Genomic DNA, 16,085 nt, shown 5'->3' with positions numbered 1-16,085 from the left:
GATGTCAAATCAACATTCATTCGCTAATGTCTTAATAGATGATAATAATTATCCTACCGACAAGCGTATCCTTATCGTCACAGCCGTTGATGCAGAACGTGATGCTGTCATTAGAGGTCTTGCAAAAGCTCGCCCTTCACGCATCAATGTCATTTCGGCGGGTGTAGGTCCTGCTGCGGTTGCGGCAAGAACAGCTACTTCAATTGTTAACGGTACGTATGAACTTGTTATTAGTGTTGGCATCGGTGGCGGGTTCCCTTCACGTGCGAGCATCGGCTCACTCGTACTCGCTGATAGCATTGTAGCAGCAGATCTTGGGGCGGAGACACAAGATGGATTTCTAAGTGTCGATCAGCTCGGATTCGGGTCATCACATGTAGCAGTGAGCGAATCATGGAACGATAAACTTTTGTCTGCATTAGCGCTAAGTGGTCTTACCGTTGTATATGCTCCCATTATTACAGTGTCGTCGGCAACAGGCTCATCAGCTACAGCTGAGCTTCGTTCACAACTTGTGCCTGGTGCAGCTGCCGAAGGTATGGAGGGTTATGGCGTAGCTATTGCAGCGGAGCAATTAGGTATTCCAGTCATGGAATTACGAGCAATATCTAATGAGGTCGGTCCTCGAGACCGCTCTGCTTGGCGCATTGGTGAAGCATTACAAGCACTAGAAGATGCTAGCTATGCGATCGCTACACTTTTCCCAAAGCATATCGATAACCTCGATACGTAAATGCTATCTTGCCTATAGAGGAGGTTTATCTCACAAATGTCTACTCAACCTAGCCTAAACATTGCCTATTCTCCTTGTCCTAATGACACATTCATCTTTCACGCTTGGGCTCATGGACTTGTACCTGGTGCTCCCAAACTGAATGTAACTTATGCGGATATTGATATAACTAATCATCTTGCAGCTCGCTTAGAAGGTCCGGAAGTAATGAAAATCTCTTATGCAGCATTGCCTTGGGTACTTAACGATTATCGCTTATTGCCTTGTGGCGGAGCCCTTGGAAGAGGCTGTGGACCACTTGTCCTTACAAAAAATTCGCTTGAGGGTGGAGCGCATATTAATGGCGCTACACTCTCTGGTAAACGTATTGCAGTTCCTAGCGAACGCTCCACTGCATACTTGCTGTTCCGTTTATGGGTAGAACAGCAGGTACCGGGTGGTGTAGGAGAAGTAATCGTCATGCCTTTTCATGAAATTATGCCTGCTGTGAGAGATGGCAAGATAGATGCAGGGCTTGTTATCCATGAAGCCCGCTTCACATATCCGACTTATGGACTTCATATGGTGGCCGATCTCGGCAGTTGGTGGGAATCTGACACCGGACTTCCTATACCGCTTGGAGCCATTATCGCTCGTAGGACACTAGATAGCGAAGCAATTAGTCGTTGGATTCGTGAGTCTGTTGATTATGCTTGGGCGAATCCTGACGTTTCACAATCTTATATTATGGATTATGCACAAGAGCTTTCTCCTGAAGTTGCGAAGTCGCATATTGATCTGTACGTGAACAGCTTTAGCCGCGATCTTGGTGAAGAAGGCTACAGCGCTGTTGAAGCATTATTAGGACGAGCCGCCGCTCAGGGCCTCGTACCTTCATTTGATTTGAGCCTACTGCGGTAACGTAACGCACTCTGCAAATGAAAAACGGTCTCCATACTCTCGTTAGAGTGTGTGAGACCGTTTTTATTTGGATAACATTACAGTAGCTCTAGCTCGCATCAGCAATTCTGCTCACTACACTAGTCCTCTGCTTTTGCCCGAGTCGATATGTCTGTATTATTGGACTCTACATAATGTTTGAGCATTGACAACTTGTTATCCCAGAATCGTTCATAATAAGACAACCATTGCTCAAGCTCACGCAGCGGCTCCGCATTTAATCGATACCTTGTTTCTCTTCCTACCTTGCGATCCCGCACTAGCCCCGCTTTCGCCAACACTCTAAGATGTTTGGACACAGCTGTCCGAGTCATTGGAAAGTGCCCACTAATTTCTGTAACAGGCATCTCTTCATTACCTAATAAATGCAATAACTTCCTCCGAGTTGGGTCGGCAATTGCCTGAAATACATCATACTTCTGAGCTGGTTCCGCCATATTGATCCTCCACATATTGTGCGAGTTTCTGTACAATACCAATCCAGCCTTTACCCATACGATCTCGAACAACATCATGTTTTTCATTAAAGGCTGTTACACCTTCAGCTAACCATCCGCCATGTGTCAACGTAAAGCGGGTACCTTCCTCCGTCTCTTGCAGCTCGAAAGTAATAATCCAATCCTTGTCCCAGCGGAACGAAAGACGATTCGGTGGGGTAATCTCTAATACTTTACAAGGCGATTTGCCGAATGGTCCTGCATCAACATGAAACTCAAATCCAACTTGAGGCTCGAAATTGTTAGGCATAAACCACGCACCAATTCCTTCTGCTGTTGAAACAGCCTCCCATACTTTCACTATAGGTGCTTTAATCGTAATATCCTTTACTACATCAGGCAGCTTTGACTGTTCTGCTTTTCCACTATTTTCAACATGACCTTGATGATTATTCATATATTAACCTCCACTACATGATAGCTTTCCAACTAATTACGAAACCAAATGGTTTCATATTATCACTATACGATACCATTTGGTTTCGCGTCAACAAATCCTTCATTTGACGGATGCCGACTTTGTATGAATAATACATAGTAGGGTTGAATAGAACAACCACAACTTATATGCTTACTAATGCGAAGACGATACGAATCGATTCACATTTAATCTAAAGGAGGACGGTCAATGTCTATTGTGTCTCAGCTTGTGGCATTTAATAAACAATTCGTAGAGGAAAAGCAATACGAGGAATATTTGACAGACAAATTCCCCGAGAAAAAAATTGCTATTCTAACTTGTATGGATACACGACTTGTAGAATTGCTTCCCAAAGCTCTTAATCTTCGTAACGGAGATGCTAAGTTTATTAAAAATGCAGGTGCCATTCTGACACAACCGTTCGGTAGTGCGATGCGAAGCATTCTTGTTGCTGTATATGCGCTCGAAGCACGTGAAGTGCTCGTTATTGGACATCATGGCTGTGGCATGACCAACCTTGATACAAATGCCTTAATTAGTAAATTTAGCGAACATGGAATTGACCCTCTTGCAGTTGAAACACTTGAAAATGCAGGCATTCGTATGGAAAAATTCCTTCGTGGCTTCGGCAGCTCTGAGGAAGGTGTCATGCACAGTGTCAAAATGATTCGTAATCATCCTCTATTCCCTAAAGATATCCCTGTTCATGGCTTCGTCATTCATCCAGAAACAGGTGCACTTGAGGTTCTTGTTGAAGATTACAGAGAAGAGTCAAACACACAATAAGAAACTAGAAATAGATGTGCTCCATTGAACTTTGAGAGTTATCTGTTTAAATAAAATAGTAATGACAAAACAACCTCCCTGACACTTGTAAGAGTGATTCAGCGAGGTTGTTTTCTGTTGTTCTACGCCCACCGAGCAAGTCACAACTTTTACTCCATAATTAACGTCTATATAGGAGTGCAATTCGTATCGCAAATTTCGTTCATATAGGATAGAGATTAGTACTGGGGGACTTGTTATGCGCCAAATGGTAACTTTTCTGCTCCGTTCATTTATTGTAATCATGATACTATTCCTACAACCTGTAACGATATCCGCCGACTGGATAAATAATTTCGTTGTATATGATGGCAACAGCTATACAATTACCGATAAGGAAATTCAATCTGACAGCATTGGGAAGCGACTTGGCGAAGTTACACGTTATTCTGATCGAGAAGGAACGTATCACGGTAACTTTTCAAATACATATCCAAAGGGTACCCAGTATTACGCGATTGAGGGTGCAAACAAAAAGTCCAAAATTGCAGTAAAAACACCGGAAGGTCGGTACATACTCGCCACCTATTCTGGCAATTATCCAACGCCAAGCTTATGGTCACATGGAGCTTTTTGGTTGATTACAATTATGGTTGTACTTTGCATTATGATTATCGGAACTGAACTTGCTCACCGAAATAGGAACACGTGTTAGAATATCTATTACGTTATATCAAAATTAGGTTGCTTGTCACGTACACAACTAGCCAAATAAAAGGAGACATCAATAATGCTGCACGTGCTAGGTCGTAAAGTTTTGAACACCTATATCTCCGCCTTCGCTTTAATTATTTGTATTCCACTATTATCCATGTTGGTTAAAGGTGATAAAAACTATACAGTCGATTCGTTTTTGAGCTGGATGGGTATTTCAGGAATGATCGCCTTTCCTGTTATTCTAATTTATGGATCTCTTATATCAGTTGGACTAGAGTTTCTCTTGCCTAAATGGATTAAAAACCGTTCAGTTCTCATTATTACTCAGGGCATTGGACATGTTGCCTTCGGAGCATTGCATGCTATTTTATTGAAATTGGATTGGTTTATTTATTTCACCGCTTGGGCAGCACTCGTCTATTTCCTAATGGATCAATTACTAATTTGTATACAAAACAACAAACACCGATTAAAAGTATGGATCGGTTTGTTCCTTCTGCCAATTGTCATTACAGTCCTGGTATCCGCTTTACTTCCCCCTGCACCACCACCGTTGCCAGTGGGGCCTTTTACTAAGGAGGACGCTGTTTCAATTGCAACAGCTGGCGATGGTACAATGACCAGAGTTTATCCAGATCAAGTTGGTAAAACGACAACCGAAATTGACGGCTATTCAGTCACCCGCGAGACAAAAGTTAGTGAGCTAGGCGAAGAGACATATGAAGTGTTTTTTGTGGAAAGTTGGAGTAAAGAAGAAGATCGCGGAGAACAGTGGGTTTCTTATATAGTGAGTCGAGGCAGTCTTGAACATAATGGCAGCGGCGGTAAGTCACCTCCGTTTTCTATCGACTAAACCACTCGACTCTCGATTATTAATAAACTTTGTGAACCAATTAAATAGGTTAAGGCAACGCAAGCTTACCCATTACTGTTGGACGTATAGCTCCCGTTGCAGCGGGCACATTGTTCGTATTTCCACATAGGAAAGCATGCCCAAGCAATGCGAATATGACAGCTTCCTTCGCATCATCAGCGAGCCCAAGTGTACCAGCGTTCATAATTTTCTGCTCAGGAAGCAGCGCTGCGAGCATATTCATCAACGTGCGATTATGTGCGCCACCGCCGCTTACTATAACTTCATCAATTTGGCATCGTGGTAATACAATCCCCTTACACGCGTTAGCAATCGTATGTGCTGTAAATGCAGTTGCCGTTGCAACGATGTCGGCAGCAGCAAGCCCTCGTTCACCAGCACGCTCAAGAAAAGCAGCTGTATAGGCTGTACCAAACAACTCGCGACCAGTTGACTTCGGCGCAGGCATCTCAAAGTATGGGTGAGTTAGCATCTCGGCAAGTAGTTCATCATCAGCCGTACCAATTGCTGCCCAAGACCCTTCTGCATCGTAGCTCATTTTGCCATCTGTCAGCGTGTGAACGCTCTGGTCGATAATCATATTGCCAGGGCCAGTGTCGAAGGCGAATGCATCGTCCGTTCCAGCTCTTGGAGGCAAAGCAGTACAATTCCCTATACCCCCAATGTTCTGAAGCAATCGTCCTTTGCTTGGATGACCAAACAGTATGAGATCCCCATAGGGTACAAGCGGTGCTCCTTGACCTCCTACAGCCATATCCGCTGGGCGGAAGTCACCCACCGTTAATATTCCCGTCTTTTTGGCGATAACCGACAAGTCTCCTAGCTGCAAAGTGGATCGCACCATATAAGGGTCATCCTGCACTGAGTCTGGCATATGCCATACAGTTTGTCCATGTGAGCTAATGAAGTCAATCTCGGAAAGCGACAGTCCCGCCTCATGTATAGCCTCCAACGTTGCGTCAGCGAACAACTCCGCAATATAGACGTTCATGCCGCATAATTTAGAAATGTCCGAGTTTGCTGGGTCACAAAGTTCCTTTATTCTCTCGCGTAGAGCATCATCGTAAGATCTTGTGTAATAGTGTAAAAGCTGCACTTTAGCATCCAGTCCCGATCCTTCAATCCGTACGATAGCAGCATCAACACCGTCAAGTGACGTTCCTGACATAAGTCCAACTGCAAAGACAAAAGGTTTGTCCGTCGTCCACTTTAACATGATTCCCCCACGCTCCCATAGTTGCAACATTGCTCAGGCTAAACTTTACTTCCGAATGCTATCCAGCGCTAGCAAAACAGCACCATAAGCTGCATCTTGTTTCGTTTCGATACAACGAAGCCTCGGATACCGCTCCTTCATCCGCGACTTGAACAACTCGCGAATATGGCGATTGTTCAGTAGCACGCTACCAAGAAGTGAAAGCTCGCCTTCCTGTAAACCGAGCTGTTCCACAGTGGCAGAAGCTAGCTCGACTAGAGCATTCGCATTTTTAATCGCTATACGCTGGGCGACTTTATCACCCGCTTCGCATGCTTCAGATAACAGGGAAGCTAGTGCCGCGATATCCCCTTTATTTCTACTTTTATCGTAGACAAACCCAACGATTTCCTGCACCGTCCCTATTCCAAGACGGTCATAAACAAGCTTCGTAATGATAGTTGCATCTTCCCGTCCGTCATAAGCTCGTACCACAACAGATAGCAGGTCGCGACCAATACTATAGCCACTTCCTTCATCATCAATAAGATGGCCAAATCCACCAGAACGATGAATAGCACCAGATGTATTTCGTCCGTAACAAATAGATCCCGTACCAGCAATGATAATAATGCCGTATAATCCTTCATGTGCGCCACAAAGAGCAGTTTCATGATCACCGACCAGCACTAATTTGCCGTTATATCCGTTCTCTCTTAATCCAGACGTCAATCGCCCGCTGACTACTGGATTGCTTATACCTGCTGCACCGATACATATTGCTTCACACGCACCCAGTCCACCATCGCAAATTCGTTCGATCTCATCACAAATATGTGCGAGCGTAATTCGTACACTAGCTTCGTCTTGCCCATTATAGTTAAGCGCTCCTGCGACGAACGTGCCTATAATCGCACCCTGCTCATCTGCAATCGTTACTGCTGTCTTCGTCCCACCACCATCCAAACCGACAACATATTTCATCTACATTCACTCCAATATCAATAGAGATGGAATTGCTTCTTCCGATCCGCAAATGCTAGACTTTCCTCTGCAAATGATTCTAGCAGCATATCAACATTTATCGACTTATCCCGATATACACGATCTCCGCACAGTAAATCGATAAACGGCCTTCCATTTTCCCGTACGGGCGTTAGAAACGCAAACTCAGCATACATCTCCTGAATGGTGAACATAAGCTTAACACCAGTTTCTACAGTACGCACAGCTCGCTCATCCAACACATGAACGTAAACACCGCCGCATAGCTCACCCTCGTGCTTCGAGAAAGTTGGCTTGAAATAAGCTGGTCTAAAATGTACACCCGATAGCTTCTTCGCATTCATCTCCTCCGAAAGCTGCTGTGCATCTATAAAAGGCGCTCCAATCATCTCAAATGGAGCTGTCGTCCCGCGTCCTTCCGAAATATTCGTCCCTTCGAATAAACAGGTTCCCGGATATAGAAGTGCAGTATCGTAACGAGGAATTCCCATAGAAGGCGGAATCCAAGGTCTTCGCGTCTCTCGGAAGCTCATTCCTCTACTCCACCCTTCACAACGAACAACATGAAGCTCACCGTTCCAGCCCAACTCTTCATTTGCCATCGTCGCAACTTCTCCGGCTGTTAACCCATAACGAACAGCTAACGGATAATTGCCAACAAACGACTGAAACTCCTTCTTGAGCACATTGCCTTCTACTGTCACCCCGTCTAACGGGTTAACGCGATCGAGTACAACAAATGGTTTTCCTGCACCAGCGCAGTCTTCCAGTGCATATAACATTGTATAAATAAACGTATAATAGCGAGTTCCGACATCTTGAATATCATAAACAACGATGTCTACCGCATCCAACATCTCCTTAGTCAGTCTCTTGGAATCCTTCCGATAAAGACTATAAACGGGTACACCCGTCCTAGCATCTACATAAGTATCGACAAGCGCGCCCGCCGCCAGATCACCACGTACACCATGCTCTGGGGAGAACATTGCCGCAAGATGAAATCGTTCATGCAAAATATCAATCGTTGACCGAAAATTAGCATCTAGTCCCGTAGGGGAAGTAATTAAGCCGATTCGCTTGCCTTGAAATAAATGTGCATACTTCGAAATGTTATCGATACCGTTAAGGATCATATTTTCCACCTCATACTTCATACTACGTACTTCTTACTTCGTTCAGCTTCTATAGCTCTGCTTGACGCAGGCGCATCGTTTCAGCCGGAACCATAAATGTTTCCGCATATTCCTTCCGCGCCTCAAGGCCGCGAACTCGCGCGAGCGACTTGTAATAGTCCATATAATTAAACGACTTGCTGCCCGTTACGAACCAGTGTGTAGACAATGCTTTGATCCAAAGGTCAAATGCTTCTTGGTTGAAATCTACATACACATACGGCACATAATCTACAGCATCTTCCCAGTTCTCTCCATAATATAGTTTAGGGGCAAAGTGGGAAGGAAGCTCACGTTCCATTGCACGCAATCCCGCAAAAAATCTAGCATCATTCACAATACGATGAGTGGTAGCATGATCTTTATGCATACTTTGGCTATGATGAGTAATGATAATGTCCGGTTTCACTTCGCGAATGACATCGCATACACGAAGTCTGATGTCCTGATCGTCTTCAATTTCTCCGTCTGGAATGTCAAAAACACGAGCTTCTCCACCTAGCATTTCTGCAAAAGTATGAGCCTCGCGTATTTTCTGTTCTCGATATTCATTCACATCTTTACCATCTGGAACACCGCGTTCGCCTGCTGTTAGCGCCAATGTTGCAATTTTGTCGCCCTTCAAATAATGGCTAGCAAGTACACCGCCTGCTACTAGTTCCACGTCGCCTACATGAGCACCAATACCCAAAATGGTTATCCTCTTGCGTTCATTCATTGTACAAGCTCCCTTCTCATAATCGCGAATGTTTTCACCGTTGTAAATCCGGCTTTCTCATAGATGCGAATAGCAGGATTGTTACTGCCTGTATAGAGCGACATATACTCTGTTCCACTGGATTGGAACGCTTCACATAATCGAAAAAATAGACTTGAACCTAATCCGTGTCCCTCGTGCTCAGGCAGAACGCCAATACCAGCAAAATAGCCGCGCCCATTCTTCCCTTGAATGACAGGGCCAGCGAAACCAACAGCAACATCATTGCATACGGCGATAACAACTGGAGCACCTTCCTTAACGCTTCTATTAATCTCCTTCTTCCATAAGGGGTTAGCGAGTCCATCTAACATTTCGTTTAATCCGCTATGACGCTCTTGATGGAACAACTCTACTCGATATCCGAGCAATGCTGCCTTTTCTTCTTTAGATACGATGTTCAGCGGTACTTTAAATTCACTAAGCAGTAAATACATCGCACATTGAGTAGCTCTATCTATATAACCAACACTAGTTAGAAACTGATGAATTTTACTGCCTACAGGAAAACCCGGCGCATTATTATGCTCATGCCGGGCTGTCTCAGGAATATACCAAGGTAATTGCATCGGATTGAAAAAGAGTACCTCAGCTTGTTTTTTACCGAGCTGCTCGAAGCGCAGCTCCATCACATCAAGCAACATTTTGAAACGTGCATCTGTACGGTATGTCTCCCTCAAAATGATGCAAGTAATATAACCTGCAACGTCACCTAGAGGAAGATCATTCCCTGTACATCCACATGCGAAACCTTGCACAAACCCGCCTTGAAGCCATACAAAGGTGTTTTCTCTATCGAAGTAAGTATTGCGCAAGAAGATGTTATGAAAGGATTCCTCTGTCATTTCCTTATAACCGTCCTTCACCGCCTCTTCGTTCCATAAGGCGATTACTTGGGACGTATAACGGTCATGCCAAGTCGCAATCATTGTAATCCTCCTTCGACTATCCACGTATGCAATGGATTAACCTTTAACTGCGCCTACTGTTACACCCTCAAGGAAGTAACGTTGTAGACTAAAGAAGAGAATAAACATCGGCAATGCCGAAATAGTCGCACCCGCCATCATTGGAGCAAAATAAGTTGTGTTCGCAAAACGGAAGTTTTTCAAACCTACTTGAATCGTCTGCATATCCATCGTGTTCGTAACGAGGAATGGCCAGAAGAACGTATTCCATGCTTCCATAAACGTTAAAATCGCCATAACAGCCATAACCGTTTTGGATAGCGGCATGATGATTTTGAAGAAAATTTTCAATTGGTTAGCACCTTCTACCTTAGCGCTTTCCAATATTTCTTTCGGAATTGAACTCATAAACTGCTTCGCAAGGAAAATGTTATACACCGTAACTAACGAAGGCATTATAAGTGCTTTATACGTATTTTGAATCTCAAAAATATTAACGATCAAAATATAAAGAGGAACTTGTGTTACTTGATACGGAATCATCATGGCACTTAACAATACAGCGAACAGTACATTGCGGCCTCTAAACTGAAGCTTTGAAAATGCATAACCCGCCATAGTCGCAAATACTACGTTCGAGATCATAATAATCGTTGCCACAAACAATGAGTTCCAGATCCAACGGAATGAATATTCACTATAATCGAAGAAAAACTTGTATGAATCGAGTGAAAACTTACCCGGCCAGATGGAATAGCTAATTGCTCCTGCTTCTACGGGATCTCCGAAAGACGACATAATCATAAAGAAGATTGGAAACAATGTCGCAATCGCAAATAGTAGAAGGAGGACTACGATAATCGTGTTACGCGCATATCTGAAGACTGGATTTCCTAAATGGTTGTTGAACAATGACAAGATGAGCCCCTCCTTCTACTTTAGTATTCCACGTCTTTGCCAAGGAATTTGAACTGAATAAATGCGATAATACCGATAATAAGAGCTAAAACTAGTGATTGAGCTGCTGCTTTCCCGAATTCAAAATATTTGAACGCTGTATCGAAGACTAAGAGACCTACCATCGTTGTTGAGTGATCCGGTCCGCCGCCTGTCATAAGGTATGCGTTTTGGAAAACTTGGAAAGAGCCAATTACGCCAGTTACGAGTAGGAAAAGTGTCGTAGGCTTCAGGCATGGAATAACGATATGCCACATCTTTTGCCAAAACGAAGCACCGTCAATGTCTGCTGCCTCATAGTAACTCTGATCAATTCCGAGCAAGGCTGCTACGTAAATGATAATGCTAGTACCATGGCTCGACAGCCACGACATAAGGACAAGTGAGAACATAGACGTTGAACTAGAACCTAGCCAGTTCTGGCTCTCGATACCGAATACGCCTATAAGCTGATTTAGCATACCGCCTGCCATTGGATCGAAGATCCATAGCCATACAACGGAAAGTGCCACACCAGATGCAACAGCAGGCAAGTAGTAGACTGCTTTAAACGTTGTTTGCGCCCATTTTTTCAGAGGCATAATCATAATGGCGACACCAAATGAAAGAATGAGTGCTACAGGGACAGTTAGTAACGTATAAATGACCGTATTCCAAACTGCTTTTCCAAATAGCTCACTCTTAAAAATACTCGCGTAGTTGTCTAGTCCAATAAATTCTGAGCCTAACGGTTTGTACTCCTGAAAACTAATAATGAATGCACTCAAAACAGGATAAGCTGTAAACAGTGCATATACGATAAGAGCAACAGCAATAAAGACATACGCCCACATGCTGTCTCCCTTGTTTAAGCGATAACTTCCCTTCGAATTTGCTCGAGCCATACTGCAGGACTCCCCTCCAATACCAGTTCAAAACATAGATCGGATAGCCCGCCCCGATCAAGGAGCGGCTATCCGAGTGTCAAATTACTCTTTTACTACTCCATCTGCTCCAAATGCCTCGATAGCAGCTTTCGTAACTGCTTCATGCATTTCTTCTGGTGTAATTTCATTTGCAAGCAATGCTTGAAGTTTAGGGATGATAACTTCTGTTTCTACTTTAATCGCTTTAGCACCAAGTACAACTGGAATATCAGGGCGAGCAGGTGCTGCATGTTCTAACATTTTGTCAACTGCTGCAATGTTGTCTGGGTTACGAGTAGATTCCATGCTTTCAGCTGCTTTACGTGCGCTGTCTGTAATAAATGCTGCGAACAAATCGCTGTTTGTTGCCGCTGATGTTTGTCCTGCTGCTAGGAAATAAGCTGCTTTCGCTACATTTGCTTTATGCTCAGCTGTTGGCTCTGACTTACCACGGAATGCTACATAACCGTCTACTACTGCATGCGATACTGGCTTATGTCCTGCAAAAGATGGAAGAGGCAATACGATATAGTCTACTTTGATGCTGTTAGCAACTGCGCTGCCATCGTTAGCATCAATTTTTTTGTTATTGTTGTTTGCAGAGTTTTCGAATACAGCAAGACCTTTACCAGTAATCATCGTTTGGCCAGTTAGGAACATGTTCCAACGTTTTCCTGCATCTACGGAGCTAAGCTCTTTTGGCATGGAACCGTCGTCGATCATTTGACGTACTGCTTTAAGCACTTCTAGGAAGTTTTTGCTTGTATACGTATACTTGTGATCCGTTGTGAAAGGTGAAGGCAAACCTGCATTTTTCACAAGAATACCTAAGTAATCTCTCGCTGCAACACCTGATGTTGCAAATACGAAGCCATAACGGGAAGTTGCTCCATTTTCTTGAACAACACCTTTTTTGATTGCTTCGCGGAACTCATCGTACGTCCAGCCTTCTTGCTGAATTTTTTTCCAGTCGATTCCTGCTTCTTCAAGGAACTGCTTGTTACCGCCAATAGCGTGAACTTCCATGTAAGCTGGAAGACCGAACAAGCCACCATCTTTTTTCATATACGCAAGTGGCGCTTCATCAAAGTCAGCAACCATCTCAGGTGTTACCGCATCACTAATGTCCATCACCATGTCCATTTGTGCATATTTTGAAATACCTTCGGAGTTGATAAAAGCTAGATCAGGAGGGCTGCCCGCATTTACTTGCGTATCCAGCTTCTGAGTCATATCTTCCCAGCTCGCAGGTTCAATTTTAAGAGTTAAGTTCGGATAAAGCTTAGTGAAGTCTGCTTCCATTTGCTTAAAGTTTTTTTGGTAATTTGGAGACACCGGCGGAAGCAACGCTGTAATTGTGTCTTTAGCTCCACTTGCCTCTGCCCCACTAGTCGAGCTAGGTGAACCGCTGGGAGCAGGTTTGTTGTTGCCAGAACCACATGCTGATAATGCACCGACAGATAACATAAGAGCGAGTACTGTTGCAGCAAATCTTGTTTTTCTTTTCATTGCTAAGATCCTCCCTTAATGTAAGTTCTATATGCTGGCATCCGGCCAAGCCTATTAGATCGCTTTGGTGCAGATGCGTATAGCCTTCTTCAGGCTGCCACCGCTTTCGGCCAATAATGTCTTCGCTTCATCAGCTTTCAATCCAGATTTAATCATCATAATGGCGAGCTTGCAGTCTAGCGAAGCAAGTTGCAAAGCATTTTCTGCTGCTTGATGATCCACACCAGTTGTCATTCTAACCATGCGTAAAGCCCGAATATACAGCTTTTTGTTGCTAGCCTTCATGTCTACCATAAGGTTGTTATACGTTTTGCCCAGCTTCACCATCGTGCCAGTCGTAAGCATGTTAAGCACTAGCTTCTGTGCTGTACCCGCTTTCATTCTTGTCGAACCTGAGATAACCTCTGGTCCAACGACTGGAGCAATACAAATATGGCTTACTTCTTCAAGAGTTGTACCTTTATTGTTAACCACGCAGATCGTAACTGCACCAATCTCACCAGCTCTTCGCAATCCCTCAATAACGAAAGCTGCGCTTCCACTTGCTGAAATTCCAATGACGGCATCTTTGCTCGTCACTTCGATACGGTCAATAAGTGCTCTACCTTCCTCACCATCATCCTCGCAACCTTCAACAGCAACTCGCAGTGCGATATCTCCACCAGCAATATGTCCCTGTATCAGCGCGGGATCAGTTCCGAAGGTAGGGGGACATTCCGAAGCATCAAGTACACCAAGTCTTCCCGATGTTCCTGCGCCGATGTAATACATCTTTCCGCCATTCGATAACACTCGATGAAGCGCTTCCACAGCACGGGCGATGTTACTCATTTCTGCCGCAACTGCCCCCGGTACTAATGCATCTTGCTGATTAATCAGCTTCAGCATTCCTTCCGTTGTGAGCTCATCGATCATGCTCGTTTCGGAATTTATCCCCTCCGTCGTTAAACTTGCAAGATAGTCAGTCATAGTGATTCCCCTTACGTGATCATGTTTAGGTTTCGATTACCCATCTGATCGATTCGATTCTTTGGTTGAACATAGTTCTATATTAAGCAATTTATTTGAAATGCGTCAATACATTTTGAAATAAATTTTTACTGTGGAATAATTCGTTGGAATTTTAAATCGGAATTTGTTGGAGGTCGAAGGTGCTGTTAATGCAGCTATAGTGCGTATTTTGGGCGACTTGATATGTAAGCGCATTCATCATTTTGTGTGGATGAATTCCCATTTTTTCATAACGTGCGCTATCTGCGCTAGAGACTATATTGACTAGGTAGCTAGTATTGAAGCTTGTCGCAATTTAAATCAGCACGGGTGCTGTTTAGATGAGATATCTCGCTATTACAGCTCGAATGTTGCTTTCGATGACACACGTTCCGCTTTTTGGCGCCACTACAGCTCATATGCTATTTTCGAGGACACACGTTCCGCTATTTGCATATACTAGGCACATTTTTCATTTTGGGGGACATACGATCCGCTATTTGCTCGAAATAGAGTCACAACAACCCAATAATTATGCAATAAGAGATCCTCTGTCCTCGAAAACCGAAAACAGACAGTTTTACAGCAAATAACGGATCTGGTGTCCTCGAAGATACATTGCCGTGTCAACAATACCGCACCCTCTCACCAATACAGCACCTTCTATCACCTTACCTCATCGCACTACAAATCACCGCCCCACCCCAAGCACAACAACAAAAAGACATCCAAAGCCCCGAACAAAAAGGCTTGAATGTCTTCTTCCTTTATCTTACTGTTATCGTCACTATCTTCTACGCTTGTTAGAAATAATAGTATGGCTCTTGGACAAATATTTTTTTACTTGCTGATAGTCAGCACTTGCTACACCTGCAAATAACATGTCGATAATCGTCAACATTGCGATACGCGAACCCATCGCTCCGCTGCGAATAGATATCTCTGGTGTAGAGATGCTTAACAACGTATCTGCACGATCAGACAATTCACTCTTGCTGTACTTCGTAATCGCAACAATATGTGCATTGTTTTTTTGTGCGATTTCGAGCGAGTCCAATATTTCAATCGTATCACCTGAATTAGATATAAAAATAGCAACATCGTCCTTCGACAGTAGCGCAGCAGCTGTAAGCTGACTATGTCCGTCTGTGAAGGCATGACAAATTTTATTAATACGCGTAAACTTCTGCTCTGCATCTTGGGCAACTAAACCCGATGCGCCTATGCCGAAAAAGATAATCCGTTTGCTCGTACGAAGCGCCTCAACAGCCCGCGCTACCGCCGAACGATCGAGGACACTAAGCGTATCTTCGATTGAACGAATATTATTTCTGCTTATGTTAGATATAATCGTTTGCAATTCGTCGCCTGGCTGGATATCCGTGTACTGGTCGCCTGATTCTTCGTCCATGGAGCCTAATGATGCAGAGATGCTGACGATAAAACTTCGATAGCCATTGTAGCCCATCGTTTTGCAGAAGCGAAGTACAGATGCATCACTTGTCTTGCTACCTTGAGCCAGGTTTTTAATCGAGAGGTGTGGAATCTCTTCTTTGTTGTTTAAAATATATTCGGCCACTAACCGTTCAACAGGTGTAAGACTGTCTTTGCGGTCCCGAATCTTGATCAACACGTTATCGTTTATCGCCATGTGCCGCTCCCTGCCGCTTCATATTTTCGCAACTAAATAGTATACGTATTACTAACAAATTACAAGTATTATTCCTAGCGAATATGT

17 protein-coding genes are annotated in these 16,085 nt (G+C 43.9%); 5 read left to right on the top strand and 12 right to left on the bottom strand.

From position 1 onward, the window contains the following. Position 1 precedes the first annotated feature (1 nt). Positions 2–733, top strand: coding sequence for a futalosine hydrolase (locus I6N90_RS18435; protein WP_197937077.1), 732 nt, complete (start codon positions 2–4; stop codon positions 731–733). Between the two features lie 36 nt (positions 734–769). After that, positions 770–1,633 (top strand): 1,4-dihydroxy-6-naphthoate synthase, encoded by an 864-nt coding sequence (locus I6N90_RS18430; RefSeq protein ID WP_197937076.1) that lies wholly within the window; start codon positions 770–772, stop codon positions 1,631–1,633. A 119-nt stretch (positions 1,634–1,752) separates the two neighbouring features. Here I6N90_RS18430 and I6N90_RS18425 read toward each other — a convergent pair whose 3' ends face one another. Next, positions 1,753–2,109, bottom strand: coding sequence for an ArsR/SmtB family transcription factor (locus tag I6N90_RS18425; protein WP_197937075.1), 357 nt, complete (start codon positions 2,107–2,109; stop codon positions 1,753–1,755). Then, positions 2,084–2,566, bottom strand: coding sequence for an SRPBCC family protein (locus tag I6N90_RS18420; RefSeq protein WP_197937074.1), 483 nt, complete (start codon positions 2,564–2,566; stop codon positions 2,084–2,086). The genes I6N90_RS18425 and I6N90_RS18420 overlap by 26 nt, the downstream gene beginning before the upstream one ends. A gap of 231 nt (positions 2,567–2,797) precedes the next feature. On the opposite strand from I6N90_RS18420, the gene I6N90_RS18415 reads away from it, so the two are divergent. The 3 genes from I6N90_RS18415 (at position 2,798) to I6N90_RS18405 (ending at position 4,925) form a co-directional block, all read left to right on the top strand. Beyond that, positions 2,798–3,376: a beta-class carbonic anhydrase gene (locus I6N90_RS18415; protein WP_197937073.1), complete on the top strand. Its 579-nt coding sequence runs from the start codon at positions 2,798–2,800 to the stop codon at positions 3,374–3,376. Positions 3,377–3,614: 238 nt separating this feature from the next. Continuing rightward, positions 3,615–4,070 carry a hypothetical protein gene (locus I6N90_RS18410; RefSeq protein ID WP_197937072.1) on the top strand — a complete coding sequence of 152 codons (456 nt, stop codon included), beginning with the start codon at positions 3,615–3,617 and terminating at the stop codon, positions 4,068–4,070. A gap of 75 nt (positions 4,071–4,145) precedes the next feature. After that, a complete protein-coding gene (locus tag I6N90_RS18405; protein ID WP_197937071.1) occupies positions 4,146–4,925 on the top strand; it encodes a hypothetical protein in 780 nt (259 codons plus the stop codon). A 49-nt stretch (positions 4,926–4,974) separates the two neighbouring features. On the opposite strand, the gene I6N90_RS18400 is transcribed toward I6N90_RS18405, so the two are convergent. From I6N90_RS18400 to I6N90_RS18355, 10 genes are all read right to left on the bottom strand, one after another. Continuing rightward, positions 4,975–6,192 carry an anhydro-N-acetylmuramic acid kinase gene (locus I6N90_RS18400; RefSeq protein WP_442950967.1) on the bottom strand — a complete coding sequence of 406 codons (1,218 nt, stop codon included), beginning with the start codon at positions 6,190–6,192 and terminating at the stop codon, positions 4,975–4,977. Between the two features lie 15 nt (positions 6,193–6,207). Continuing rightward, on the bottom strand, positions 6,208–7,125 hold the full coding sequence (locus tag I6N90_RS18395; RefSeq protein WP_197937070.1) for an N-acetylglucosamine kinase: 918 nt from the start codon (positions 7,123–7,125) through the stop codon (positions 6,208–6,210). Positions 7,126–7,142: 17 nt separating this feature from the next. Continuing rightward, a complete protein-coding gene (locus I6N90_RS18390) occupies positions 7,143–8,282 on the bottom strand; it encodes an exo-beta-N-acetylmuramidase NamZ family protein (RefSeq protein ID WP_197937213.1) in 1,140 nt (379 codons plus the stop codon). A gap of 49 nt (positions 8,283–8,331) precedes the next feature. After that, on the bottom strand, positions 8,332–9,039 hold the full coding sequence (locus I6N90_RS18385) for a PIG-L deacetylase family protein (RefSeq protein ID WP_197937069.1): 708 nt from the start codon (positions 9,037–9,039) through the stop codon (positions 8,332–8,334). Further along, positions 9,036–10,007, bottom strand: a complete 972-nt coding sequence (locus I6N90_RS18380) for a GNAT family N-acetyltransferase (RefSeq protein ID WP_197937068.1) — start codon at positions 10,005–10,007, stop codon at positions 9,036–9,038. The genes I6N90_RS18385 and I6N90_RS18380 overlap by 4 nt, the downstream gene beginning before the upstream one ends. Before the next feature lie 36 nt (positions 10,008–10,043). After that, complete coding sequence (locus I6N90_RS18375) at positions 10,044–10,904, bottom strand: carbohydrate ABC transporter permease (RefSeq protein WP_197937067.1); 861 nt, start codon at positions 10,902–10,904, stop codon at positions 10,044–10,046. A 20-nt stretch (positions 10,905–10,924) separates the two neighbouring features. Then, the gene (locus tag I6N90_RS18370) at positions 10,925–11,827 is read right to left on the bottom strand and encodes a carbohydrate ABC transporter permease (RefSeq protein WP_197937066.1); all 903 of its coding nucleotides are present in this window, start codon (positions 11,825–11,827) and stop codon (positions 10,925–10,927) included. Positions 11,828–11,911: 84 nt separating this feature from the next. Next, the gene (locus tag I6N90_RS18365) at positions 11,912–13,357 is read right to left on the bottom strand and encodes an ABC transporter substrate-binding protein (protein ID WP_197937065.1); all 1,446 of its coding nucleotides are present in this window, start codon (positions 13,355–13,357) and stop codon (positions 11,912–11,914) included. Positions 13,358–13,411: 54 nt separating this feature from the next. Beyond that, the gene (murQ, locus tag I6N90_RS18360) at positions 13,412–14,326 is read right to left on the bottom strand and encodes an N-acetylmuramic acid 6-phosphate etherase (RefSeq protein ID WP_197937064.1); all 915 of its coding nucleotides are present in this window, start codon (positions 14,324–14,326) and stop codon (positions 13,412–13,414) included. An 808-nt stretch (positions 14,327–15,134) separates the two neighbouring features. After that, the gene (locus I6N90_RS18355) at positions 15,135–15,998 is read right to left on the bottom strand and encodes a MurR/RpiR family transcriptional regulator (RefSeq protein WP_197937063.1); all 864 of its coding nucleotides are present in this window, start codon (positions 15,996–15,998) and stop codon (positions 15,135–15,137) included. Positions 15,999–16,085 lie beyond the last annotated feature (87 nt).

It is taken from the genome of Paenibacillus sp. GSMTC-2017 (assembly GCF_016019935.1).
Lineage (GTDB): Bacteria > Bacillota > Bacilli > Paenibacillales > Paenibacillaceae > Pristimantibacillus.
Note: the sequence above shows the minus strand (reverse complement) of the source record. Positions and strands in the feature narration are given on the sequence as shown.

What these genes read in the sequence shown, in the direction of transcription:
- I6N90_RS18435 (WP_197937077.1), top strand. Translation starts at nt 2, where the DNA reads ATGTCAAATCAACATTCATTCGCTAATGTCTTAATAGATGATAATAAT.
- I6N90_RS18430 (WP_197937076.1), top strand. Translation starts at nt 770, where the DNA reads ATGTCTACTCAACCTAGCCTAAACATTGCCTATTCTCCTTGTCCTAAT.
- I6N90_RS18425 (WP_197937075.1), bottom strand. Translation starts at nt 2,109, where the DNA reads ATGGCGGAACCAGCTCAGAAGTATGATGTATTTCAGGCAATTGCCGAC.
- I6N90_RS18420 (WP_197937074.1), bottom strand. Translation starts at nt 2,566, where the DNA reads ATGAATAATCATCAAGGTCATGTTGAAAATAGTGGAAAAGCAGAACAG.
- I6N90_RS18415 (WP_197937073.1), top strand. Translation starts at nt 2,798, where the DNA reads ATGTCTATTGTGTCTCAGCTTGTGGCATTTAATAAACAATTCGTAGAG.
- I6N90_RS18410 (WP_197937072.1), top strand. Translation starts at nt 3,615, where the DNA reads ATGCGCCAAATGGTAACTTTTCTGCTCCGTTCATTTATTGTAATCATG.
- I6N90_RS18405 (WP_197937071.1), top strand. Translation starts at nt 4,146, where the DNA reads ATGCTGCACGTGCTAGGTCGTAAAGTTTTGAACACCTATATCTCCGCC.
- I6N90_RS18400 (WP_442950967.1), bottom strand. Translation starts at nt 6,192, where the DNA reads ATGTTGCAACTATGGGAGCGTGGGGGAATCATGTTAAAGTGGACGACG.
- I6N90_RS18395 (WP_197937070.1), bottom strand. Translation starts at nt 7,125, where the DNA reads ATGAAATATGTTGTCGGTTTGGATGGTGGTGGGACGAAGACAGCAGTA.
- I6N90_RS18390 (WP_197937213.1), bottom strand. Translation starts at nt 8,282, where the DNA reads ATGATCCTTAACGGTATCGATAACATTTCGAAGTATGCACATTTATTT.
- I6N90_RS18385 (WP_197937069.1), bottom strand. Translation starts at nt 9,039, where the DNA reads ATGAATGAACGCAAGAGGATAACCATTTTGGGTATTGGTGCTCATGTA.
- I6N90_RS18380 (WP_197937068.1), bottom strand. Translation starts at nt 10,007, where the DNA reads ATGATTGCGACTTGGCATGACCGTTATACGTCCCAAGTAATCGCCTTA.
- I6N90_RS18370 (WP_197937066.1), bottom strand. Translation starts at nt 11,827, where the DNA reads ATGGCTCGAGCAAATTCGAAGGGAAGTTATCGCTTAAACAAGGGAGAC.
- I6N90_RS18365 (WP_197937065.1), bottom strand. Translation starts at nt 13,357, where the DNA reads ATGAAAAGAAAAACAAGATTTGCTGCAACAGTACTCGCTCTTATGTTA.
- murQ (WP_197937064.1), bottom strand. Translation starts at nt 14,326, where the DNA reads ATGACTGACTATCTTGCAAGTTTAACGACGGAGGGGATAAATTCCGAA.
- I6N90_RS18355 (WP_197937063.1), bottom strand. Translation starts at nt 15,998, where the DNA reads ATGGCGATAAACGATAACGTGTTGATCAAGATTCGGGACCGCAAAGAC.